The following is a 21,418-nucleotide window of genomic DNA, read 5'->3' on the forward strand; positions in this document are numbered from 1 at the left end:
CTCAGGGAGTCTCCAGCTTTAGCGCGGCATCGTGCGCGGCCCGGCCACGCGGGCCATGAAAGTATTCGCGAATCCACTCGTCGTCGGTGGCGGCAACTGCCTCCAGCGTGTCGACCACCAGCACGCGCTTTTGCGCCAGTACGGCGACGCGGTCGCAAATGGTGTACAGCGTGTCGAGGTCATGGGTGACCAGAAACACGCTGAAACCCAGCGCATCGCGCAGGGTAAGGATCAGCTGATCGAAAGCCGCTGCGCCGATGGGGTCAAGACCCGCAGTGGGTTCGTCGAGGAACAGCACCTCCGGGTCGAGCGCCAACGCGCGGGCCAGGGCGGCGCGCTTGATCATGCCGCCGGACAACTCGTCGGGGTACTTGCAGGACGCTTCAGGCGGAAGGCCGGCCAGTGCCAGCTTCTGTCGCGCCAGGTGCTCGGCGTCGGCGCGCTTGAGCCCGATGTGTTCGATCAGAGGCAACGCGACGTTCTCCTGCAGGTTCAGCGACGTGAACAAAGCGCCCTGCTGGAACAGCACACCAAAGCGTCGCTCGATTTCCGAACGGCGCTGGGTTGGGAGTTTCAGCAGGTTCTCGCCGAATACCTTGACGCTGCCGGCGTTGGGCTGGCGCAGGCCGACGATGCTGCGCAGCAACACCGATTTGCCAGTACCTGACCCACCGACCACGCCGAGGATTTCGCCACGCTGAATATCGAGGTCCAGGTTGACGTGAACCGCCTGCTTGCCGAAGCGGTTGACCAGCCCACGGACCTGGATCACGGGTTCGTCATTCACCAGCCCATCTCCATGAAAAACAGCGCGGCGATTGCATCGAGCAGGATCACCATGAAGATCGATTGCACGACGCTGGAAGTCGTGTGCTCGCCGACCGACTGGGCACTACCGCTGGCCTTGAAGCCTTCGAGGCAGCCAATCACCGCGATCAGAAAGGCAAACACCGGCGCTTTGCCGATGCCCACGAGAAAGTGATTGATGGGGATGTCGCGCTGCAAGATGGTGAAGAACATGGTCGGCGAGATATCCAGCGCCAGCGAGCAGACCACCAGCCCGCCCAGGATGCCGCTGAGGATGCCGATAAAGGTCAGGATTGGCAGCGTGATCAGCATCGCCAACACCCTTGGCAGCACCAGCAGTTCGATCGGGCTGAGGCCCAGGGTGCGGATGGCGTCGATCTCTTCGTTGGCCTTCATCGCCCCGATCTGCGCCGCAAAGGCGCTGGCCGTACGCCCGGCGAGCAGGATCGCGGCGAGCAATACACCAAATTCACGCAGGAAGGAAAATGCGACGAGATTGACCGTGTAGATGGTTGCACCGAAGTCGGCGAGCACCGTGGCGCCGAGAAAGGCGACGACCGCGCCGACCAGGAACGTTAGCAGGGCAACGATGGGAATGGCGTTCAGCCCGGTCTGCTCGATGTGTGCGACCAGTGCGGTCACACGCCAGCGCCGCGGGTTGGGCAGCACAGTGAACAGCGTCTGCATGGTCAGCCCAATGAAGCCGAGCAGGGTACGCTGCTGATTCCAGACGCCAGAAACCGTACGGCCAATATGCGCCATGACATCGGCAAGGCCGTTGGTGGCGACGGGCTGTTCAGCTTCCGGCTTGTCCAGCGCAGCGGCGACGGTTTTCAGCAGGGCCTGGCGTTCCGGCGGTAGGTGCGGCGCCCATTCGCTCAAACGGGCCACGCGCACTGGGCCGATCAACTCCACCAGCAATCCAGCGCCGGCGGTGTCCAACTCGCCGAGGGAGCCGAGTTCGATTCGATCGGCGTCCGTCACCTTGCGACGGGTTCGCTCGATTTCTCGGCGCAGCGTCGCGTAGTGCTGCAACGTCCAGTCGCCCCCTACCGTGAGCGTGGCGGCACCAGCGTCCTGTCTCGATTGCCGCTGCAGACTGCCTGGCAGCGAAGTGGGGTGCGTCAAAAGTGTTATCCCGTTGTGCTGGTAGCGGAGCGCGACGAGCGCCGTATGCCTGCAGTATTGGCCTTGATCCTAACAGTTCGGACCGCAATCCTGAGGTTACGTTTAGGCTGCGGTCTGTTGCGCTAAGAGCAGCTGGTCGGTGACCGTGCAATTTGTTACAGGGCCACACGAACTATCGATGGCTTTGGCCCTCCATAGCGTGCACGCCGACGACCATGCTCGGTACGCGCTGCGTCCAGGGGCGTATCTTACGCTGCCTTTGCTGACGTCTTCATCATGCCCGCCGTTCGGGTCCTGCCACCTTTTACTGTTCCGACCCAGCGAGAGCTTCCGATTGCCTATGAATTACTTGCGCGTCCTGCCGTTCATTGTTGTTTTGGGGATCATCGTCTTTAGCGGGCTGCGGCCTGAGCCGGTCCCTCAGGTCTTCGACCAGCAGGACAAGTTGCACCATTTGCTCGGCTTTGCTGCCCTAATGTTCTCGCTGCGCCTGGCGTTTCCACAGTGGCATGTGTTCTGGGCGATAGCCCTCAGCCTGAGCGCGGGCATGGTGGTCGAAGTGGGACAGAGCCTGCTGCCCAATCGGCAGGCCTCGTTCGGCGACATGTTGGCCAATTCGCTGGGCGTGTTGCTGGGTTGGGTTTGCTCATACATTGCCTATCAGTGGTATCTGCGGCGTATCGGCGTGAGCACCGCTCCCGAGGCGACTGATCCGGCCGAGCCTTTGAGCGACCCGGCCAGGCCCTGAGCTGCTAGCGTTCGGTGCCAGCGGCATCGCTGTGCCCATGTCGCCCTCTGGCAACAATCGCCGTGATTATCATGGCGATCACCGCGCCACCGGCCGCCAGCGCCATGTCCTTCTGCGGGTCCCAGCGATCGTTCTGAGTAGCCAGAAAGGTGCGCCCCAGCCCACCGCCGAGCATTTCCGAGCCTAACCATTCGATCAGCTCATAGATCGCAGAGGTCGACAGTACGATGTCGATCGGCAGGATCAGGCTCCAGAACCCCGGACGCAGGCCCAGGCGAATCAGCACTTCGCGAATGGGAAAGGCCAGTAGCAAGCCATAGCTGAGGTGAGCCAGGCGGTCGTACTGATTGCGTTCCCAACCCATCTGCTGGTTCAGGCTCTCACCCGTCAAGGCTTGCCACCACTCGTTATAGGGGACATTGGCGTAGGTGTAGTGAGCGCCAAGCTGGTGGATGCAGAGGTAGAAAAAGATCAGTGTCGCGGCGCCGCGAGAGGGCAGGTAGTGCTTGTGACCCAGCAGCAACGCCAGGGCTAGCCCCACCACCAGCAGGTTCTCCAGCAGCCAGTCATGGCGGTTGAGCGGGTTGATTGCCAGTACGCCCCAGATCAGTAGAAACAAGCCGACAAGGGTCAGCAGGTAGCGTCGATGGGGTCTGTCGGTATCCATATCCTCTCCTTCTACGGGTCGTTCTTCCTGTAGGACCAGCGCAGCGGTGAGAGGGTCCTGCTGGCTGCGAATTCGAACCGCTATCCAACTTTTTGCGTCGTGCGAGTGTCACAAAACGTGACCCTCAGCGAGGCGGACTATGCGGCCCACCCTGACAGATGACCCCACCGAAACGTGCTTCAGGCTACGCGGTGGCTGCCTGTTTCTGACGTTGGCGATCCTGGCCGGCTGCGATGGTCAGCAGTCCGCGCTGAACCCGGCCGGTGTCGGTGCACAGAGCATCGCCACGCTGTTCTGGTGGATGGCAGGTGGTGCGCTGCTGATCTGGCTGGCGGTGATGGGGATCGCCCTGTATGTCACCCAGGCGCACCCCGAGGAACATGGAATTCGCAGCGCGCGCTGGCTGATCCTGGGGGGCGGTATCCTCTTTCCTGTAGTCGTGCTGACCGGTTTGCTGATCTACGGCTTGATGCTGATGCCCCAGCTGAGTTCGTCCGAGGGGGTCTCCCTGCGGGTCGATGTGTCAGGCGAGCAGTGGTGGTGGCGGGTGCGCTACAGGACCGAGGCGGGTGATACGGTCGAGCTGGCCAACGAAATACGTTTGCCGGTTGGCGAGCGGGTAGTCTTCAGCCTGACCAGCCCGGACGTCATCCATTCGTTCTGGATTCCTTCGCTGGGCGGCAAGGTCGATATGATTCCTGGTCGGGTTAACAAGCTGGTGCTGGAACCAACCGAGACCGGCACCTTTCGCGGCGCCTGCGCCGAATATTGTGGCACTTCACACGCGCTGATGAATTTCGCCGTGGTGGTAATGCCGCGAAGCGACTTTGATCAGTGGCTCGCCGAACAGGCCGAGCCCGCTCAGCAACCGGCTACCGAGTTGCAGCAAGCCGGTCAGCAAGCCTTTCTCGCCAATGGCTGCGGTGCCTGTCATCAGGTACGCGGAACCGCGGCTGACGGCACGGTCGGACCGGACCTGACCCACGTCGGCAGCCGTCTGACCCTGGCAGCCGGCACGCTGCCAGCCGATGTCGAAGCCTTTCGGCGCTGGATTGGCCACAGCAGCGCGATCAAGCCAGACGTGAAAATGCCCGCCTTCGGCATGCTGCCCGAAGAGCAGCTGACCGCCATGGCGCACTACCTGAGCGGATTGAAATGAGCGAGCCGAGCCAGCACAGCGACCCGCAGGAGGAGGCGCGCGCCAAAGGGCAGGCCGAACGCCTGGCTGCAGCCTGGAAGACACCCACCGGCTGGCGTTACTGGTCCGCAGTGAACAACACCGAAGTGGGGCTCTGGTATACCGGCGTGTCGTTCCTGTTCTTCCTCTTCGCCGGCGTGCTTGCCATGCTGATCCGCGCTCAGCTGGCGGTGCCGAACAACGATCTGCTGTCTGCCGAGACCTACAATCAGGTCTTCACCTTGCACGGCTCGGTGATGATGTTTCTTTTCGGCGTGCCAATTTTCGAAGCCTTTTCCATATTGATCCTGCCACAGATGCTGGGCGCCCGGGATCTGCCATTTCCGCGGCTATCAGCCTATGGCTTCTGGTGCTTCATCATCGGTGGCGTGTTCGTTTGCGGCTCGATCTTCTTTGGCGTCGCGCCGCAGGGTGGCTGGTTCATGTATCCGCCACTCACCACCACCTATCAGGACGGCCTCGGCGCGGATATCTGGTTGCTCGGGCTGTCGTTCATCGAGGTGTCGTCGATCGCGGCGGCGGTGGAGCTGATCGTCGGTGTGCTGAAAACACGGCCGCCGGGTATGCGCATCAACCTGATCCCGCTGTATTCCTGGTACATCCTGGTGGTTGCGGGGATGATTCTCTTCGCCTTCCCACCGCTGATTGCCGGCGACCTGCTGTTCGAACTGGAGCGCGCGTTCGACTGGCCATTCTTCGATGCCAGCCGTGGCGGCGACCCGCTGCTCTGGCAGCATCTGTTCTGGATCTTTGGCCACCCCGAGGTCTACATCATCTTCCTGCCCGCCGTGGCGCTGGTCGCAACCATCGTACCCACCGCCGCCGGGCGACCCATCGTCGGCTATAGCTTCATCGTGCTGGCCGCGGTGGGCACCGGCTTCATCAGCTTCGGCTTGTGGGTCCACCATATGTTCACCACCGGGATGCCCGACATCTCGCTGGCGTTCTTTTCGGCCGCATCCGAGGCAGTAGCGATTCCCACCGGGGTGCAGATCTTCTGCTTCCTGGCGACGGCGCTTGCCGGGCGCTTCGTCAAATCGGTGCCGATGCTGTTTGTCGCCGGCGCGCTGGCGATCTTCGTCCTTGGCGGGCTGACCGGGGTGATGGTGGCGCTGGCGCCGTTCGACTTTCAGGCACACGACACCTATTTCGTCGTCGCTCATCTGCATTACGTGCTGATCGGCGGCATGCTGTTCCCAGTCATCGCCGGGCTTTATTACTTCTTCCCGTTGGCGCGCAGCAAAACACTCTCCGACCGCCTCGGCCGCATCGCTTTCTGGCTGATGTTCATCGGCTTCAACATTGCGTTCCTGCCCATGCACTTCACTGGCCTGCTCGGCATGCCGCGACGGGTTTATACCTATGCGCCAGACATGGGCTTCGATGTGCTCAACATGGTCTCCACGGTGGGCGCCTTCATCCTTGCCGCTGGCGTCGCGGTGCTGGTCTGGGACGTCTTGCGACCCAAGGGCAAGCAGCCGTACAGCAAGCGCAACCCCTGGAACGCCGGGACGCTCGAATGGCTGGCTGAAATGCCCGGGATGCCCTGGGGTGCCCGTTCGATTCCGATCATCAAGAGCCGCTACCCGCTTTGGGACCAGCCCAACCTGATGCGTGACGTCGATGCTGGCCGCTTCTATTTGCCCGACGCCGAGGAGGGCAAGCGTGAAACCTTGATCAGCAGCATCATCGATGCCGAGCCGATCCAGTGCTTGCGCGTGCCGGGCCCGACCTTCCTAAGCATGTGGGCGGCGATTTTCACGGGGGGGCTGTTCATCTTCGCGACCTACAGCTGGTACGTCGCGGCGCTGATCAGCGGTGGGCTCGCCCTCATCACGATCCTCATCTGGCTGTGGACCGGCACGGCGGTGATCCCGGAGAAGCCGAAAAAGGATATCGGCCTGGACGTGACGGTGCCGCTCTATGCGTCGGGCGCCAAGTCGGTGGGCTGGTGGGCGACGTTCATCACCATGATCGGCGACATGAGTGCCTTTGGCAGCCTGGTGTTCGGCTACTTCTTCTTCTGGACCGTGCATGACGACTTTCCGCCTGCCGATGCGGCCGGTCCGGGTGTCTTCTGGCCGGCAGTGGGGCTGGGGTCGATTGCCGCGTCTTGGGCGCTGACGCTGCTGGCGCGGCGCTGCAATGCCCGCGATCATGCTGCAGCCTTCTACGGTTCGCTGGGGCTCGCGGCGATCTGCACCCTGGCGGGTGCGTATGCGATGTGGGCCGGGCCGCATTTCAGTGGCCTCGATCCCACCAGCAACGTTTATCCCGCCACGGTCTGGGTGCTGGTGCTCTGGTGCCTGATACACCTGTCCATCGGCCTGATCATGCAGCTCTACTGTCTGGCGCGCCGCGCTGCCGGACGGATGACAGCGGTGTATGACATCGATATCCGCAACGTGGCGCTGTATTGGCATTTCATGCTTATCACCGTTGGCGTGACCGTGGCAGTCATTGCCGGCTTCCCGGAGGTGATATGAATGAACCTGTGAGCGAGCAGCAGCGCATGGCCGATCAGCAGGCGCCCGAAGCGCCGCCCCAGGAGCGTGACTCGCTCTGGTTGATCACTTTCAGCCCGACCATCTGGGCGGCGCACTTCCTGCTGTCCTACCTGGCGGCATCCGTGTGGTGCGCGAAAGTGGCGGGCCGCGGCGGCGCGTTAGGCGACATCCGTATTGCTATCGGTGTGCTGACGCTGATTGCGCTGATCGGCATCGCTCTGACCGGCTGGCGCGGTTGGCGCAAACATTCCTTCGGCAACGCAACGGCACCGCATGATTTCGACACGCCGGCCGATCGCCATCGTTTCCTTGGCTTCTCGACGCTGCTACTGAGTGGCCTGAGTTTTGTTGCGACGATCTTCGTGGCGCTGTGTGTGGTGTTTATCGGGAGCTGCGCATGATCTGGCGTCCGTTGTCGCTGATGCTCGGCCTGGCCACCCTGGCGGCGGTCTGGCTTGGACCACTGCCCGACACGGCAGATCGGCTGTTCGTTGGCCATATGCTGATGCACGTGATGGTGGTAGCGGTTGCGGCGCCCCTGCTGGCGATCGGCCTTGCCGGCGGCCGTTTCGATTTTTCCACGCGCATCCCGTTTCTGTTCTCGCCGATTCTGGCATCGGTGATCGAGCTGTTCGTGGTCTGGGCCTGGCACATGCCGGCGCTGCACCATGCGGCCCGTACGTCGCAATCGGCCGAGCTGCTGGAGCAGGGCAGCTACCTGTTCGTTGGCCTGCTGGTGTGGCTTGCGGCGTTTGGCGGCGTGCGGCATCGACGCGCCCTGGCCGGCATTGCCGGTCTGCTACTGACCTCGATGCACATGACGCTGCTTGGCGTGCTGCTGGCGATGTCGAGCCGACCGCTGTTCGAGCACACCGGCTCGGCGCTGTCCGGCATGAGCCCGCTGGAGGACCAGCAAATGGGGGGCGTGATCATGCTGGCCTTTGGCGGCAGCGCCTACCTTATCGGCGGGTTGTATTTGCTTTTCGGGCTCTTACAGGACAAGCGAAATGCTTTCTCAGTCAGATGAGCGCAGCGTTCGGGGCTGGCTGTGCTGGCTGACCGGTGGCTCCTGGAAGCGTGTCGTGGCGGCTATTGCGTTGCTGGCTGCGCTCGCAGGCACAGGCGCGTTCGTGCTCGTCTCGCTGGGGCTGGTCTCGATCAGTGCCAGCTCAGGCCATTGGAAGGTGACCGGCTGGTTGTTGCATTACGCCATGCGGCGCGCAGTCGCTACACAGTCGATGGGCATCGAGGTGCCGCCACTGGACGACCCTGCGCTGCTGATCAAGGGGGCCGGACACTATCACACCGGCTGTCTGGCCTGTCATGGCGGGCCAGGAGAGCAGCGGTCTTTGATCGTGCAGCAGATGACGCCAGAGCCGCCTTACCTGCCACCACGGATCGGACGCTGGGAGCCGCAGGAGCTGTTCTGGATCGTGAAGAATGGCGTGAAGTTCACCGCGATGCCGGCCTGGCCTGCACAGAGAAGAGACGATGAGGTCTGGGCCATGGTGGCATTTCTCCAGGCGATGCCGAGCATGTCGCCCGAGCGCTATCGAGAGCTTGCGCTGGGCGGGCGCAGCGGTGAACCCTCCAAACCCGTCACGCCCGATCATCTGCGTCCGCTGCAGGACCCGCTCGGTCCGGTGTTGGCCAACTGCGATCGCTGTCACGCCGAAGATGGCGGGGGCCGAGGCGAAGGCGCGATCCCGCGGTTGGCGGGGCAGAGCGAGGCCTATCTGCTCGGCGCGCTGCAGGCCTACGCCAGTGGTGAACGGCATAGCGGCGTCATGCAGCCGATCGCCGGGGGCCTGGAGCCGGATGTGCTCGAAGCACTGGCAGAGCACTACGCCGAGCTTCCACCAGTCAACCGAACGGAGGCTCCGGAGCCGACGCCGGACATTCTTGCCCAGGGCCTGTCGCTGGCCGAACGCGGCATACCCGAGCGCGGCATACCGTCCTGCATCCATTGCCATGGGCCGAAGGCCGGCCCGCGCAATCCGATGTACCCGAACATTGCCGGGCAGTACGCCCGCTATTTGAAATTGCAGCTGGAGCTGTTCACGGCCGGTAAGCGAGGCGGCACGGAGTACGCCCATATCATGCACAGCGCTGCGCAGCGTCTTACGCCCGAACAGATGCAGGCGCTGGCCGATTACTATGCGTCGCTGCCCGCAGCGGCTGCGCCGCCGCTCGATAAACCCGCGCCAGCGCTAAGCAGGCCAGGACCAACCCGCGCCGAGCCATCGGCGCAGAATTCTCCATCCAGACAGTAGAGGTAACCGATGTTCGACAAGATCGTGGAAATCGTTTCGGCGTTCGGCTACGTCGGGGTCTTCCTGCTGATGTTGCTGGAGAACATATTCCCGCCAATCCCGTCAGAGCTGATCATGCCGCTGGCCGGCTTCGTCGCAGCGCGGGGTGACCTCAACTTCATCGCGGTGATCCTGGTCGGCACTGCCGGCTCGGTAGTGGGTGCGCTGCCCTGGTACTACGCCGGTGCGAAACTCGGCCAGAAGCGCATGAAACACTTCGCCGAACGTTGGGGCCACTGGCTGACCCTGTCGCCGGAAGACGTCGACAAGGCCAGCGAGTGGTTCGACCGGCACGGCAAGGGTGCGGTGTTCTTCGGCCGCCTGATACCCGCGGTGCGCACGCTGATCTCGGTTCCGGCAGGTATTGCCGGCATGTCGATGACCAAATTCCTGATCTACTCGACACTGGGTTCGCTGATCTGGACGGCGTTGCTGGCCCTGGCGGGCTATCTGCTCGAATCGCAGTACCAAAAGGTCTCGGAGTATCTGAATCCGGTCTCCACTGCGATTGTGGTGCTGATGGTGCTCTACTACCTGTACCGCCTGATTCGCCAGCGTTTCGCCAGCAAAAAGCACTAGACTGCGCCGTCACAGCGATGGGTCAGGCCGCACCAGCGGTATGGTGTTGCGTCTGGCGCGCGCGCTCACACTGATCGATCACGGCGAAGACCTGTTGCCACATCTGCTCAGACTGCTGCTTGAGCTGAGCGGTACGAGCCTGGATCAACGCCTGTATCCGAACCGCGTCGTCGGTCACCAGATCGATCTTGCGCTGGATTTCCGTCTCGTTGGTAGTGACTTGCACCAGCCCTTCAGGGAAGCCGTAGTCTTCGAATAGCATCTGGTACTTGTGGCTCCAACCGGTGGCCAGGGCTGGCACGCCCTGGGACAGCGCGCTGACCAGCCCATGGAAGCGGCTGCCGAGGGTGCCGCTGCAGGCGCCGAGGATGCCTTTGATTTCCAGTGCGCCACTTTCCTTGACGATCGGAATGCCGCCTACCGCCAGCGACAGTTCGTCAGCCAGGCGCTGATCGTCCTTACCCTCATGTACCAGCACGAACGGCTTTGCACCCTTTTCCAACAGGTAGCGCGTGCAGCTGATCAGGAAGGGCAGGTAGGCATCGCGCGTTTGCTGATCGGTCTTGTCGAGCATCCGGCAGTTGGGAACGATGCAGAAACGGTTCTGCTCGGTATCGAAGCCCTGTGGAAGCACGCCGGTAATGAGGTTGGTGAAGTCTGGGAATTGCTTGATCTTGGCCTGCTCTCCCACCAGTTCGGTCAGATGCTCGTAGGAGACGCGTTCGCGTGGGAATATCAGGTCGGCGTTCTCGACCACCGTCTTCATCGCCGTCCGGTTTTTCTCCGACTTGAACGGCCCCAGCGCCTGCGGCAGAAGGATCACGCGGGTGCCGTTCTTCTTCCAGCGCTTGGTTGACTGCGCCAGCTCGGCACAGGGTTTTTCACCCCATTGATCACTGTAGGCGAAGCCCGCCGCGTCGATGACCACGTCGACTTCCTTATCCAGCACCACGCCGTACATCTCACGCAGCGGACGCGGCGCGAAGTTGGCCAGCGTGCCCCACTGAATGCCATAGCGCCACAACCAGGCCTTGGGATAGAAGCCCAGCTGAACCAGCTTGCGGAACGGCTGTTCAGCTTTCTTCGGAGTCGGTGCCATGACGAAGGTCGCGTCTGGATACCGGGCCTTCAGTTTTTGCAGCGCCGCGTGCAGCATCAGCTCAGCGCCTTTGTTGACGAAGCCGGCCTTTCTGATCTCGATGATCATACTTACCTCAGTTGTATACGATTAGGTCTTTCTCGGTCTTCTTGTCCGAATAAGGAATCCCTCCCGTTGGGTCGGCATAGCCCACCGCGAGCAGCATCACAGTGCGCTCCTGGTAGGCCAGGCCTAATATTTTCGCCAGCTGGCGTTCTCTTTCTTCCACGTCTGGCCAGTTGATCGAGCAGCTCGACAGACCCAGGCTTTCCAGCGCAAGCATCAACTGCATCGCTGCCAGCGAGCCGTCGATATAGACCACATGGCGATCACGCGCCTCGGGGTAGCAACCAAGGTCACCGACCACGGCAATCACACAGGGTAGGTTGTCATGGAAGCCTGCCGTGCCACCGGCGCACTTGGCCACCTCGGCGGCCTTGGCCTTGCCGTTACTGACATAGAAGCGAAAGGGTTGGCGGTTGCAGGCCGAGGGTGCCAGCGCAGCAGCCCGCACGGCGCGCTCGATCAGGTCATTGCTGACCGGCTTGTCCTGATACCAGCGCACCGAGCGGCGACGGCGAAATAACACCATGAGCTCGTCATAGCTCACCGGGCATTCCGGTAGCTGGCTGTGGGGGTAGGGCACGCACCGGTTGGTATCGTCGGGATTCAGCGTGCTGCTGAAGTCGCGCTTGGCCGCGTCGATGCGCGGCGTGCTACTCACCGCGGAGAAATAATCGGTAAGCACATCGTTGGCCCAGCGCTGCTGGCCATTGATCACCCCCGCCTGGGCTGCATCGGCATAGCAGCGCACCGTAGGCCCGATGTAATCCTCTGCGAAGGTGCTGCGCCGAGGTCGCATGATCAGGCCCTTTTCCAGGCGGTGCACGTTGCGGCGCAGAAAGGCATCGTTCTCGCCCTTGCCGCGCATCCGCTTGGCGAAATGCAGACGCCCAAGCAGCACCGCACGGTGTTCACGATCGAATTCGCGGCTGATCAGGCAGTAATACACGGAGGACAGGAAGCCGCTGGCGGAAAACAGGCGGACCAGGGCAAGGCCAGTGTTGTCCCGGGTGGCCTTGATCGCGTTCTTGACGGGGTCAGGCAAGGCTCTGGCGAGCGACATGAGGCTCATCGGGTGGCTCCTACAGCGTTAAATGCGTAACGGACGGGGCTGAACATCGATTTGGTCATCATGTAAAACACCGGACGGGTCTTCTTGTGCACCAGCAGGGCGGCGTACGAAGCAATGGCGTAAGAGATGAGCGTGGCCATGGCAGCGCCTTCACCGCCGTAACGGGGAATTAGCAGCAGGTTGATGCCGATATTGGCCAACGCGCCGAGGCCCTGAGTAATGAGCGAAAACATCAGGACGCCCTCGATCAGTATCCAGCGGCTGAACGCCGCTCGCATGAAGATGAACACGCCGGCCCAAATGTGGATGGTGAGGATCGAGGCGGAGTTCTGGTACTCGTCGCCAAACAGCAGGGCGATCACAGGCTCAGCGACGAGCGACACCAGCACCGCCACGGCAATGGCAAGGATGAACAGGACATCGAAGAGCTGCTGGAAACGCTTGTTGAACAGTACCGGGTCGGCGGCGTGCAGCTTGATCAGTTTCGGGAAAAACGATGCGACGATGGCGATCGGCAGAAAGTACCAAGCCTCGGAAAGTTGCGCTGCAACGGCGTAGACCCCGACCTCCTCGGCACCCACCATCCACTTGAGCATCACCTGGTCGATCTTCATGTACACCACCGCGAAGATCGAGCCGACATAGAGAATCCACCCCTGGCTGAGGAGCTCCTTGGCCTTGGCGAAGCTGGCCTTCCAGGTCGTCAGCGAGACGGTAGTGGTGCCTTTATAGAGCAATGCGAGAATGACCGCGGCCAGCGCGAATTGCGCAGTGTGAGCAAAGGCGAAGGCGATTACGCCAGCGCCGCTGAACACCATCAATAGCTTGAGGCCTGCCGAAAGCAGGATGGCGCTGGACTTGGCAATTGCCGGGTAACGGGCCTGAACCTGCGACTGGAACCAATATTCCACCACGTCGAATGTCTGGAAGAAAATGGCCGAGGCGACGATCAGTAGCATCCAGAACTCAGTGCCGCCAACCTGCTCGAACAGCACTGCGTAAACGAAGACCAGGATGAAGCCGATGGTCATTCCGGTCAGCTTGAGCATGAAGGTGGTGCCCAGCGTCTCCGGAACCTTGTCCGGCTGCTTGACCACCTCGCGCACCACCAGGCCTGCCAGCCCCATATGACCGGCCGAGGCGAAGATCGCAGTCATGGAAATGGCGTAAGCGAGGATCCCGAACTGTTCCGGCCCCAAATAGCGTGCCAGCACAATCGCCATGAGAAAGCCCACGCCGATGTTCAGCAACCGCTCCGCCATCATCCATGAAGCATTGAACAGGTACAGTTTGAGTTTGTTGAAAACGGTGGTGATTGCGCTCATCTAGTGGCTCGGCTCCTCAAGGCTAGCTTCGTGGTGGCAAGCATTGCCTTCAGTTGCGCTGGAGTGACGACGCACAGCAGACCTCTTTTAGATCGTCATGTTCCGACGGCAAACAAATGGAAACGTATCCCGGCGCGGCCCGATTGTAGAGCTGGCGAAACGCCTTTAGACCTGCTGTTGCTGGGGCTGGCAGACTGGTTCTAGATGAGGCTGCGGTGTCGGGTGGAGAAGTCCAGCTGCCGCCAGCTATACCTGAGCTTGAATACCTACTGGCGGCATTCCATCGTCGCGTCGTGATTAATCTGATGGCTTTTTCATCTCAAAAGTTGAACTTTTGCCATCACGCCCGCTCTTAACCCTGCTGCCGCTGCTAGCCGTTCCCTGACCCATTTCGATGTGCCATGGATCGCCTAGCACGGCGACCAGTCCTCCGCCTTGGGCTGGTGCAAGGCTGCCGCGAAGGACCTCGCGAGTCGTCAGGACTGACGTAAGGGATCGCTGCTCGGAGCGGCTGAAGGGACAGGACTCAGCCAGAACAGAAAAGCCCCGCATCGTTTGATGCGGGGCTCTTTTGTTTCTGCCACTTGTTTCTGCCACTGGACGATGTCACCGCAACGTTATCCGGCGACTCACTGCTCTGCGTAGGCGGTCATCATCGGGAGCAATCCGAGCGCAGACCTGAACCGGTGGTCTGGCTCATGCAGCTCTGTATACCCGGCAAAGCCGGGCATAGGCAGAGGGTGCTACCTGGCTGACTCGAGCTGCTTTCGCTTGGCGCGACGGGACAGCATGTTCAGCACTTCAATACCGGCCGAGAACGCCATCGCTGCATACACGTAGCCCTTCGGTACATGCGCGCCGAAGCCTTCGGCAATGAGCGTCATGCCGATCATGATCAGAAAGCCCAGGGCAAGCATCACAACCGTAGGGTTGTCGTTGATGAACTTGGCCAACGGACTAGCGGCAACAAGCATCACGGTTACTGCGACGACGACAGCGATCACCATGATCGCGACGTGCTCTGTCATTCCTACTGCGGTAATGATGCTATCGATGGAAAAAACCAGATCAAGCAGCAGTATCTGCGCGATGGCTGCACTGAAACCCATCGTGGCCGCGTTCTCGAGCGGCTTGCCCTCGAACATGTCGCCGCCAGGGGTTGGGTCCATGCTGTGGTGAATCTCCTTCGTGGCCTTCCACAAAAGGAACAGTCCGCCAGCAATCAGAATCATGTCCTTCCAGGAAAAAGCGTTTCCGAAGAGCTCGATTACCGGCTCGGTCAACTGAACGATCCAGGCTACGGTGCCTAGCAGGCCCAGCCGCAGAACCAACGCAAGACCTTCTATCGCCAACGCGACATCGGGCTGAATGGGTGTCATGGCTGGGGCATGGCAAGCCCCGCGGCTAGATCCCGAATGAGGCTTGCAGGTCTCGTATCCGGAAGCTGAACAGCGGCGTGCGGCCCTGCAGAAACCCAAGCGGACCACTGGCGTCGAAATCCCAGGAGGCTCGGCCTGTCACCAAGCGCCCACGCCCTCGACAACGGGTGCGCTGCAAACCGCAATCGCTGTTCTGCACCACGAAACCACTGGCGCTCGGCTGCCCCGGCAGGCTCATGTTCGGCTCGAAGTTCACCGAGGCCACAGGGCGACTGTCTGCCGTCAGCCGTGCCGCGAAGCCTCGCTTATCTGTGTGCGGCTCGATTTCGAAATCGCCTAGCTGTTTGGGAATGGCCCACAGCGCCCGTCCGCCAGCAACCGAGCGGTCATCGTCCACCCAGATGTGTGTCACGCTGCCCACCGGCGCAAATACACCGGTACCACGGACCATGGCGGCGACGGCCAACTCGTTGTAGATCAGCGTGCCGCCTGGCTCGTAAGCCGCCCAGATCGTCATCACCAGCGCGGTTTCCCCAATCGCCGCATAAGCCAGTCCACTCGGGGCTGGCGGTAGCTCACGCGTTGGCACACGCCAAGCCGACACACAGGCGGTGCCAGTCAGGTGCCACGGAGCAGGCGGATAAGGGGAGGCATCGAACGTTTCCATATAGCAGTGACGTCGCGCTACGCCCTGGGTTCCGACCCTGGCGCGCCGGTCGTCCGTTGTGAGGCGCTACGAGATGTGAAACCTTGATCACGGCGAAACGTCAGTTGCCCGCTGGTTCGTGCGCAAAGCCTGAAACCGCTTCGCCAGAAACAAAAAAGGCCCACATTGCTGTGGGCCTTTCTGTGTATGGTGCCGGCACCAAGAGTCGAACTCGGGACCTACTGATTACAAGTCAGTTGCTCTACCAGCTGAGCTATACCGGCTAAAAGATGGGCGCCATTATAGCCATTGCGCGCGACGAGTAAACTGTTTGTTGCCAGTTGTTTGCATGAGTTTCTTCATGTGCGCGCAAAACGTGGGTTGAGCTCGGCCAGCAGCATAAGGTTTCTTGGAGTCAGCTCGCTTGGGCAGAAGGTGCCAAGGCGGACGGAATAGCCGTTTTCGGCCAGTGCCAGCGCGCGATCGAGCAGCAGCCAGAGCTCCAGCGGGCGCCGGAACAGGCCGCGCACGAGCTCCAGATTCCGCACTTCGGCCAGGCGTTGCCAGCCGCGTTGTTCGAGCAGGCGCCAGTCCCTGCTTGGCGGTTCGGGCAATTGTTTCAGCGCTGCCAGGTCCCGGCAGTAACGCTCGAAGCTTTTTTTCAGCCAGCTGCTGGGAAGTGAAGGTGTCGGCAAGTACGCATCCGTGCCGGGCAAGTCCCTCTGAAGCAGGTCGAAGCCCAGGCGCCAGGCCATCGACTGGTCGCGCTGGCGACGCTCGCGGACCCCTGCGGTGACGGTTTCGCTGAGTGGCAGGCCGAGGTCATCGCGAGAAAGCGATAGGGCTGATTGTTGGCCAAGCGATGACAATGGGTTGTATCGATCGGCCTGGATCCGGTTGTAGCAGCAGGGGGCTATCGCCAACTGGTGGCAGCGCTGCGCAATGCTCAGCGTGATCAATCGGACATGCAGATCGCCGCAGGCATGCAACGCGACCGGGGTGGTCTCCCGGTTGAGCTGGGCCGCCACATCGTCAGTCATTACGTCCTGATGACTGTGTTCCGCATCGATGCCCAGCTTCTGGCTCAGGTGGGCGCCGGCTGAAACCAAGGTCTGATCCCATTCGAGGCAGGTCAGCTCGCCTCCGCGTCTGGCCAGCTGACGCCCTAGATGGCCTTTGCCTGAGCACCAGTCGAGCCATCGGTGAGGAGGGGCGCTGAACGCCAGCGCCGCATCGAACGCCTGTATCTGCAGCCATTTACGTCCTGGCACGTCGACAGATTGCCGAGGCTCAGCACCTTGTGGTGGGGTGTGTGGAAGCTTTTCCACGTGGCTCAGCTCAATTGACTCCGCGGCGAGTTGCGTGAACGGAGCGGGTGCAGGAAGTCGCTCGGGATGGTTGTGTGCTGCTTCAGCCTCATCCAGCGAACGGGTACGCAGCCAGTGCGCCAGCTCCGGATGATCGGTTTCCCAGGGAAGACGCAGGTGAGTGAAGGGGCGGGGGCGCCACAGCGCCTGATGCTGCAGCAGAAAGCTGTCGAGCCGCAAAAAGCGTTCGGTCAGGTGTGCGCAGCTGGTTGATTCGGATGGCATGGGGGCTCGGCGATGGCGGCTTCGCACTTATGATCGCGCTGAATCCCGCTGCCGAAAAGCCAGGCGCCCGTCGAAACGGGCGCCTGCGTGAATCACTTGCCGTAGATTTGTTCCGGAAGCCAGGTGATCAGGCCTGGGAACTGGTAGGCAACCACGAGTAGAAGCAGTTGGATCAGGATGAACGGCACGACCCCCTTATAGATCGTGTTGGTGGGCACGGACTTGGGCGTCACGCCGCGCAAATAGAACAGTGCGAAGCCGAAGGGTGGCGTGAGGAACGAGGTCTGCAAGTTCAGCGCGATCATCACGCCCAGCCACACCGGATCCAGGCCCATCGCCAGCAGTACCGGACCGACGATCGGCACCACCACAAAGGTGATCTCGATAAAGTCGAGGATGAAGCCCAGCAGAAAGATGACCAGCATGACCACAAAGAAGGCGCCAAGTACGCCGCCTGGCAGTTGGGCGAAGACATCCTCGATCAGCACTTCACCACCGAAACCACGGAACACCAGCGAAAACAGCGATGCGCCGATCAGGATCAGGAACACCATGGCACTGATTTCGGTGGTGCCGTAGGCCACGTCGCGGAGCTGGCCGAAGTTCAGTTTCCCCTTGTAGAAGGCTAGGATCATTGCACCCAGTGCCCCTAGCGCCGCCGCCTCGGTCGGGGTGGCGTAGCCGGCGAGGATCGAACCGAGCACGGCGCTGATCAGCAGCAGTGGCGGGACCAGGGCGTTGATCAGGTTGCCCCACTCGATTGGCCCGAGCTCTTCCTGTGGCAGTGCCGGCAGTTTCTTCGGCTGGAAAACGGCTACGGCGATGATGTAGAGAATGTACAGGCCGACCAGCAGCAGGCCCGGCAGCAGCGCGCCAACGAACAGATCGCCTACCGAGACGGTCTTCGGCGAGAAGATGCCCATCTTCAGCTGCGCCTGCTGGTAGGCACTGGACATCACATCGCCTAGCAACACCAGTACGATCGACGGCGGAATGATCTGGCCCAGGGTGCCGGTGGCAGCAAGGGTGCCGGTGGAGATGGCCGGGTCGTAGCCGCGGCGGAGCATGGTTGGCAGTGCCAGCAGGCCCATCGTCACAACGGTGGCGCCCACGATCCCTGTGCTTGCAGCCAGCAGTGCGCCAACGACGCAGACCGAGATGGCCAGCCCGCCGCGCAGGGTACCGAACAGCCGCGACATGGATTCGAGCAGGTCTTCGGCGACGCGGCTCTTTTCCAGCATCACCCCCATGAACACGAATAACGGGACCGCCAGCATCGTCTGATTGTTCATGATGCCGAACAGGCGATTCGGCAGCGCGCTGAGGTAGCCGCCATCGAACGTGCCGGTGACGACGCCCAGCCCGGCGAACAGCAGCGAGACGCCGCCGAGCGTAAACGCAACCGGGTAGCCGGCCATCAAAGCCGCGCAGATGCTGATGAACAGCAGTATCGCCATCAATTCAGCCATGCTTCACCTCCGACTCGGGCAGGCGACCGGCAATGGCGTAAGCGGCCTTGATGATCTCGGAAACCCCTTGCAGGACAAGGCCGACGACCAGGACGAGGATGATGGTCTTTTGCAGGTAGACGAATTTCAGACCGCCCGACTCGCTCGACGCTTCCAGCGTCGCCCAGGAGTTGGCGACGTAATCCCAGCTCGCCCAGCCGAGAAACAGGCAAACAGGCAGCAGAAACAGCAGGGTGCCGAGCAGTTCGACCAAGGCCTGGTAGCGGGGGTTGAAGCGCTGGTAGAAGATGTCGACGCGAACGTGGCCGTTGCGCTGTAGAACCCAGGCAGCAGCGCCCATGAAGATCAGCGCGTGTGCGTAGAGGACGGCTTCTTGCAAGGCCGTAGCGCCGATGCCGAATCCGTAACGCAGCACGACGACGACGGCAGTACCTACGACCAGGAACAGGGTAAGCCAGGCGCAAGCCTGTCCAAAGCGGGCGTTCACGGCGTCGATCACTCTGGCGAGACCGAGCAGTGGAGGAGCATGTTTCGACATGGCAGATCCTTTATTGTTATGGCCAGGCGGCCGGCGATTCTAGGCGGCTGTGCGAGGGAGTCGCAACCCGCAGTACTACGTACTCAGTGGATGTACGTAGTGGCTGTACGTAGTCACGGCGCTTGAGTGAGAGATAGCCATATGATAGCTAGAGCTACCTGATTTCGGTGCGCCGAAATTCAGCATTACAACAACAAGGAGTAACTCCATGAAACGTCGTCAAATCTTGGCCGCCGCTGGCGTCGGCCTGGCTGCAACCGCACTGGCGGGTTGCAACAAAGAAGCCGAAACCGGCAACAAATCCGAAGGCACCGCAAGCGCCGAGACATTCAACTGGAAGATGGTCACCTCTTGGCCGAAGAACTTCCCGGGCGTAGGCGTTGGCGCAGAAAACTTCGCCAAGCTGGTCAATGAAATGAGCAACGGCCGCCTTACAGTAAAGGTTTACGCGGCAGGTGAGCTGGTGCCGGCACTTGAGGTCTTCGATGCCGTTTCCCGCGGTACCGCTGAAATGGGCCATGGCGCGCCTTACTACTGGAAGGGCAAGGTGCCGGCTGCTCAGTTCTTCTGCGCCCTGCCATTCGGCCCCAACGCTCAGGAAATGAATGCCTGGCTGCATCGCGGTGGCGGCATGGAGCTGTGGGAAGAGGTGTACAAACCCCACGGCGTACTGCCCATGGCGTGTGGCGCGACGGGCGTGCAGACCGCCGGCTGGTTCAACAAGGAGATGAACTCGGTCGAGGATTTCAAGGGGCTGAAAATGCGTACCCCTGGGCTCGGCGGCGAAGTGCTGACCAAGATGGGCGGTACTGTGGTCAACATGCCTGCGGGCGAAATCTTCACTGCGCTGCAGACCGGCGCGATCGACGCCACCGAGTGGATTGGCCCCTACAACGATCTGGCACTGGGCCTGCACAAGGCAGCCAAGTACTACTACACACCCGGTTGGCAGGAGCCGAACGTCACGTTCGAGCTGGACGTAAACCTCAAGGCCTGGGAAACCCTTCCGGACGACCTCAAGGCCATCGTTCGTGCCGCGGCCCGTGCAGTCAATGGCGACATGCTCGACGACTACAACGCGAAAAACATGGAAGCCATGGAGCAGCTGCGCGAGCAGGGCGTAGAAGTACGTCGTCTGCCTGATGAAGTGCTGGCACGCCTGAGGGAAGTGGCGGCTGAGGTGGTTGACGCCTCGGCGGCTGCCGATCCGGTTGCCAGCAAGGTCTGGGAGCAGCAGCGCGCCTACCTCAAGCGTCTCTACGAGTACGCCGAGCTGAACGAGAAAGACATCTACAACATCCGCAGCTGACGATCACGCACTGCCAAGACGAAAACGCCGCCCATTGGGCGGCGTTTTCGTTTCAACCTGACCTATCAGCTTTCCAGCGTCGCGTTCAGGCTGATTTTCGCATTGAGCACCCGTGATACCGGGCAGCCTTCCTTCGCCTGGTTGGCGATTTGCTGGAACTGCTCGTTATCGGTACCTGGCACCTTGGCTTTCAGCGTCAGGGCAATGGCCGTGATGGAGAAGCCTTTGTCATCCTTGTCCAGCGTGACTTCCGCGGTGGTGTCGATGCGCTCAGGTGTAAGCCCGGCCTGACCGAGCATCATCGACAACGCCATCGAAAAACAACCGGCGTGCGCAGCGCCGATGAGCTCTTCTGGATTGGTGCCGGGTGCACCTTCGAATCGGGTGTTGAAGCCGTAGGGGTTATCTTTCAACACGCCACTTTCTGTGCTGATGGTGCCCTTGCCACTTTTCAAATCACCTTGCCAGACGGCGGATGCGGTTTTTTTCATGGGGCCCTCCGAGTGCTGATGCGAGTGAGCGATTAACGATACGTTTTGGTTTGAAGCGACAACGCCGGCCGGCTGACCGGCATCACCTAGTGTTGCTCGGCTGCAAGAATGGCATTGGCCAGCTGCATGTCGCTTGCGTGCAGCTGCGGCTGCTCGCTACGAAGTTTCATGAGCATCGCTTCTAGGTAGGGCCCCCGGATTTCACCCTCGCTCGCCACGAAGCTGCTGGCGTCCTCGCGGGCTGCTGCGACCATTTTGTCGTCTCGGAACGTCATGTACGTGGACGCGGTGGTCGCGCCCGAAGACAGAATTTGGCGGACGAACCCCTTATCCGCCATTGCCGTGCCGAACGGAATGCAACTCAAGGCGATAGCCGCCAGGACTGTTCTGCGCATGATGTATACCTCTGCTTTATCCTCCAATAAGGAGTGTGCAGCGGTCCGCAGAGTT

The 21,418-nt window shown here is 61.4% G+C and carries 21 protein-coding genes and 1 tRNA gene; 8 read left to right on the forward strand and 14 right to left on the reverse strand.

The window, feature by feature from the left end; translation table 11 throughout:
- Window position 1: 1 nt before the first annotated feature.
- Both JQR87_RS00630 and JQR87_RS00635 read right to left on the reverse strand, forming a co-directional pair.
- Window positions 2–787: an ABC transporter ATP-binding protein gene (locus JQR87_RS00630; protein ID WP_407293658.1), complete on the reverse strand. Its 786-nt coding sequence runs from the start codon at window positions 785–787 to the stop codon at window positions 2–4.
- Window positions 784–1,905 (reverse strand): ABC transporter permease, encoded by a 1,122-nt coding sequence (locus JQR87_RS00635; RefSeq protein ID WP_407297866.1) that lies wholly within the window; start codon window positions 1,903–1,905, stop codon window positions 784–786. The genes JQR87_RS00630 and JQR87_RS00635 overlap by 4 nt, the downstream gene beginning before the upstream one ends.
- Before the next feature lie 370 nt (window positions 1,906–2,275).
- Between JQR87_RS00635 and JQR87_RS00640 the strand changes: the two genes are divergently transcribed.
- The gene (locus tag JQR87_RS00640) at window positions 2,276–2,683 is read left to right on the forward strand and encodes a VanZ family protein (RefSeq protein ID WP_407293656.1); all 408 of its coding nucleotides are present in this window, start codon (window positions 2,276–2,278) and stop codon (window positions 2,681–2,683) included.
- 4 nt (window positions 2,684–2,687) lie between these two features.
- Here JQR87_RS00640 and JQR87_RS00645 read toward each other — a convergent pair whose 3' ends face one another.
- Complete coding sequence (locus JQR87_RS00645; protein WP_407293654.1) at window positions 2,688–3,350, reverse strand: DUF2238 domain-containing protein; 663 nt, start codon at window positions 3,348–3,350, stop codon at window positions 2,688–2,690.
- A gap of 139 nt (window positions 3,351–3,489) precedes the next feature.
- Between JQR87_RS00645 and coxB the strand changes: the two genes are divergently transcribed.
- Genes coxB through JQR87_RS00675 form a run of 6 tightly spaced genes read left to right on the forward strand, consistent with a single transcriptional unit; the run spans window position 3,490 to window position 9,946 of the window.
- Entirely contained in the window at window positions 3,490–4,509 is a 1,020-nt protein-coding gene (gene coxB / locus JQR87_RS00650) for a cytochrome c oxidase subunit II (protein ID WP_407293652.1), read from the forward strand.
- Window positions 4,506–7,034: a cytochrome c oxidase subunit I gene (gene ctaD, locus JQR87_RS00655; RefSeq protein WP_407293650.1), complete on the forward strand. Its 2,529-nt coding sequence runs from the start codon at window positions 4,506–4,508 to the stop codon at window positions 7,032–7,034. The genes coxB and ctaD overlap by 4 nt, the downstream gene beginning before the upstream one ends.
- A gap of 8 nt (window positions 7,035–7,042) precedes the next feature.
- Window positions 7,043–7,456, forward strand: coding sequence for a hypothetical protein (locus JQR87_RS00660; RefSeq protein WP_434157853.1), 414 nt, complete (start codon window positions 7,043–7,045; stop codon window positions 7,454–7,456).
- Complete coding sequence (locus JQR87_RS00665) at window positions 7,453–8,082, forward strand: cytochrome c oxidase assembly protein (RefSeq protein ID WP_407293647.1); 630 nt, start codon at window positions 7,453–7,455, stop codon at window positions 8,080–8,082. Before JQR87_RS00660 ends, JQR87_RS00665 begins: the two co-directional genes overlap by 4 nt.
- Window positions 8,063–9,328 carry a c-type cytochrome gene (locus JQR87_RS00670; protein ID WP_407293646.1) on the forward strand — a complete coding sequence of 422 codons (1,266 nt, stop codon included), beginning with the start codon at window positions 8,063–8,065 and terminating at the stop codon, window positions 9,326–9,328. Before JQR87_RS00665 ends, JQR87_RS00670 begins: the two co-directional genes overlap by 20 nt.
- Window positions 9,329–9,337: 9 nt before the next feature.
- Window positions 9,338–9,946, forward strand: coding sequence for a DedA family protein (locus tag JQR87_RS00675; protein ID WP_407293644.1), 609 nt, complete (start codon window positions 9,338–9,340; stop codon window positions 9,944–9,946).
- Window positions 9,947–9,968: 22 nt separating this feature from the next.
- Here JQR87_RS00675 and JQR87_RS00680 read toward each other — a convergent pair whose 3' ends face one another.
- From JQR87_RS00680 to JQR87_RS00720, 9 genes are all read right to left on the reverse strand, one after another.
- A complete protein-coding gene (locus tag JQR87_RS00680) occupies window positions 9,969–11,153 on the reverse strand; it encodes a polysaccharide pyruvyl transferase family protein (RefSeq protein ID WP_407293642.1) in 1,185 nt (394 codons plus the stop codon).
- Between the two features lie 7 nt (window positions 11,154–11,160).
- Complete coding sequence (locus JQR87_RS00685; RefSeq protein ID WP_407293640.1) at window positions 11,161–12,219, reverse strand: nitroreductase family protein; 1,059 nt, start codon at window positions 12,217–12,219, stop codon at window positions 11,161–11,163.
- Window positions 12,216–13,544: a flippase gene (locus JQR87_RS00690; protein ID WP_407293637.1), complete on the reverse strand. Its 1,329-nt coding sequence runs from the start codon at window positions 13,542–13,544 to the stop codon at window positions 12,216–12,218. The genes JQR87_RS00685 and JQR87_RS00690 overlap by 4 nt, the downstream gene beginning before the upstream one ends.
- Before the next feature lie 743 nt (window positions 13,545–14,287).
- Window positions 14,288–14,923 (reverse strand): TerC family protein, encoded by a 636-nt coding sequence (locus JQR87_RS00695; RefSeq protein WP_407293635.1) that lies wholly within the window; start codon window positions 14,921–14,923, stop codon window positions 14,288–14,290.
- A 25-nt stretch (window positions 14,924–14,948) separates the two neighbouring features.
- Complete coding sequence (locus JQR87_RS00700) at window positions 14,949–15,590, reverse strand: acetoacetate decarboxylase family protein (protein ID WP_407293633.1); 642 nt, start codon at window positions 15,588–15,590, stop codon at window positions 14,949–14,951.
- 187 nt (window positions 15,591–15,777) lie between these two features.
- Window positions 15,778–15,853, reverse strand: a tRNA-Thr gene (locus JQR87_RS00705).
- A gap of 75 nt (window positions 15,854–15,928) precedes the next feature.
- Window positions 15,929–17,161, reverse strand: a complete 1,233-nt coding sequence (locus JQR87_RS00710; protein ID WP_407293631.1) for a methyltransferase — start codon at window positions 17,159–17,161, stop codon at window positions 15,929–15,931.
- A 92-nt stretch (window positions 17,162–17,253) separates the two neighbouring features.
- Entirely contained in the window at window positions 17,254–18,630 is a 1,377-nt protein-coding gene (locus JQR87_RS00715) for a TRAP transporter large permease (protein ID WP_407293629.1), read from the reverse strand.
- Entirely contained in the window at window positions 18,623–19,168 is a 546-nt protein-coding gene (locus JQR87_RS00720; protein WP_407293627.1) for a TRAP transporter small permease subunit, read from the reverse strand. The genes JQR87_RS00715 and JQR87_RS00720 overlap by 8 nt, the downstream gene beginning before the upstream one ends.
- 208 nt (window positions 19,169–19,376) lie before the next feature.
- Here JQR87_RS00720 and JQR87_RS00725 point away from each other — a divergent pair, with 208 nt between their 5' ends.
- Window positions 19,377–20,477: a TRAP transporter substrate-binding protein gene (locus JQR87_RS00725; RefSeq protein WP_407293624.1), complete on the forward strand. Its 1,101-nt coding sequence runs from the start codon at window positions 19,377–19,379 to the stop codon at window positions 20,475–20,477.
- A 65-nt stretch (window positions 20,478–20,542) separates the two neighbouring features.
- Here the strand turns inward: JQR87_RS00725 and JQR87_RS00730 are convergent, their stop codons facing one another.
- Complete coding sequence (locus JQR87_RS00730) at window positions 20,543–20,968, reverse strand: OsmC family protein (protein ID WP_407293622.1); 426 nt, start codon at window positions 20,966–20,968, stop codon at window positions 20,543–20,545.
- 86 nt (window positions 20,969–21,054) lie between these two features.
- A complete protein-coding gene (locus JQR87_RS00735; protein WP_407293620.1) occupies window positions 21,055–21,363 on the reverse strand; it encodes a DUF2388 domain-containing protein in 309 nt (102 codons plus the stop codon).
- Window positions 21,364–21,418: the final 55 nt, after the last annotated feature.

Source organism: Stutzerimonas stutzeri, from assembly GCF_051028275.1.
GTDB lineage: Bacteria > Pseudomonadota > Gammaproteobacteria > Pseudomonadales > Pseudomonadaceae > Stutzerimonas > Stutzerimonas stutzeri_AS.

Coding starts and splice junctions, on each gene's coding strand:
- JQR87_RS00640 (WP_407293656.1), top strand. CDS start 2,276: ATGAATTACTTGCGCGTCCTGCCGTTCATTGTTGTTTTGGGGATCATC.
- JQR87_RS00645 (WP_407293654.1), bottom strand. CDS start 3,350: ATGGATACCGACAGACCCCATCGACGCTACCTGCTGACCCTTGTCGGC.
- coxB (WP_407293652.1), top strand. CDS start 3,490: ATGCGGCCCACCCTGACAGATGACCCCACCGAAACGTGCTTCAGGCTA.
- ctaD (WP_407293650.1), top strand. CDS start 4,506: ATGAGCGAGCCGAGCCAGCACAGCGACCCGCAGGAGGAGGCGCGCGCC.
- JQR87_RS00665 (WP_407293647.1), top strand. CDS start 7,453: ATGATCTGGCGTCCGTTGTCGCTGATGCTCGGCCTGGCCACCCTGGCG.
- JQR87_RS00670 (WP_407293646.1), top strand. CDS start 8,063: ATGCTTTCTCAGTCAGATGAGCGCAGCGTTCGGGGCTGGCTGTGCTGG.
- JQR87_RS00675 (WP_407293644.1), top strand. CDS start 9,338: ATGTTCGACAAGATCGTGGAAATCGTTTCGGCGTTCGGCTACGTCGGG.
- JQR87_RS00680 (WP_407293642.1), bottom strand. CDS start 11,153: ATGATCATCGAGATCAGAAAGGCCGGCTTCGTCAACAAAGGCGCTGAG.
- JQR87_RS00685 (WP_407293640.1), bottom strand. CDS start 12,219: ATGAGCCTCATGTCGCTCGCCAGAGCCTTGCCTGACCCCGTCAAGAAC.
- JQR87_RS00690 (WP_407293637.1), bottom strand. CDS start 13,544: ATGAGCGCAATCACCACCGTTTTCAACAAACTCAAACTGTACCTGTTC.
- JQR87_RS00695 (WP_407293635.1), bottom strand. CDS start 14,923: ATGACACCCATTCAGCCCGATGTCGCGTTGGCGATAGAAGGTCTTGCG.
- JQR87_RS00700 (WP_407293633.1), bottom strand. CDS start 15,590: ATGGAAACGTTCGATGCCTCCCCTTATCCGCCTGCTCCGTGGCACCTG.
- JQR87_RS00710 (WP_407293631.1), bottom strand. CDS start 17,161: ATGCCATCCGAATCAACCAGCTGCGCACACCTGACCGAACGCTTTTTG.
- JQR87_RS00715 (WP_407293629.1), bottom strand. CDS start 18,630: ATGGCTGAATTGATGGCGATACTGCTGTTCATCAGCATCTGCGCGGCT.
- JQR87_RS00720 (WP_407293627.1), bottom strand. CDS start 19,168: ATGTCGAAACATGCTCCTCCACTGCTCGGTCTCGCCAGAGTGATCGAC.
- JQR87_RS00725 (WP_407293624.1), top strand. CDS start 19,377: ATGAAACGTCGTCAAATCTTGGCCGCCGCTGGCGTCGGCCTGGCTGCA.
- JQR87_RS00730 (WP_407293622.1), bottom strand. CDS start 20,968: ATGAAAAAAACCGCATCCGCCGTCTGGCAAGGTGATTTGAAAAGTGGC.
- JQR87_RS00735 (WP_407293620.1), bottom strand. CDS start 21,363: ATGCGCAGAACAGTCCTGGCGGCTATCGCCTTGAGTTGCATTCCGTTC.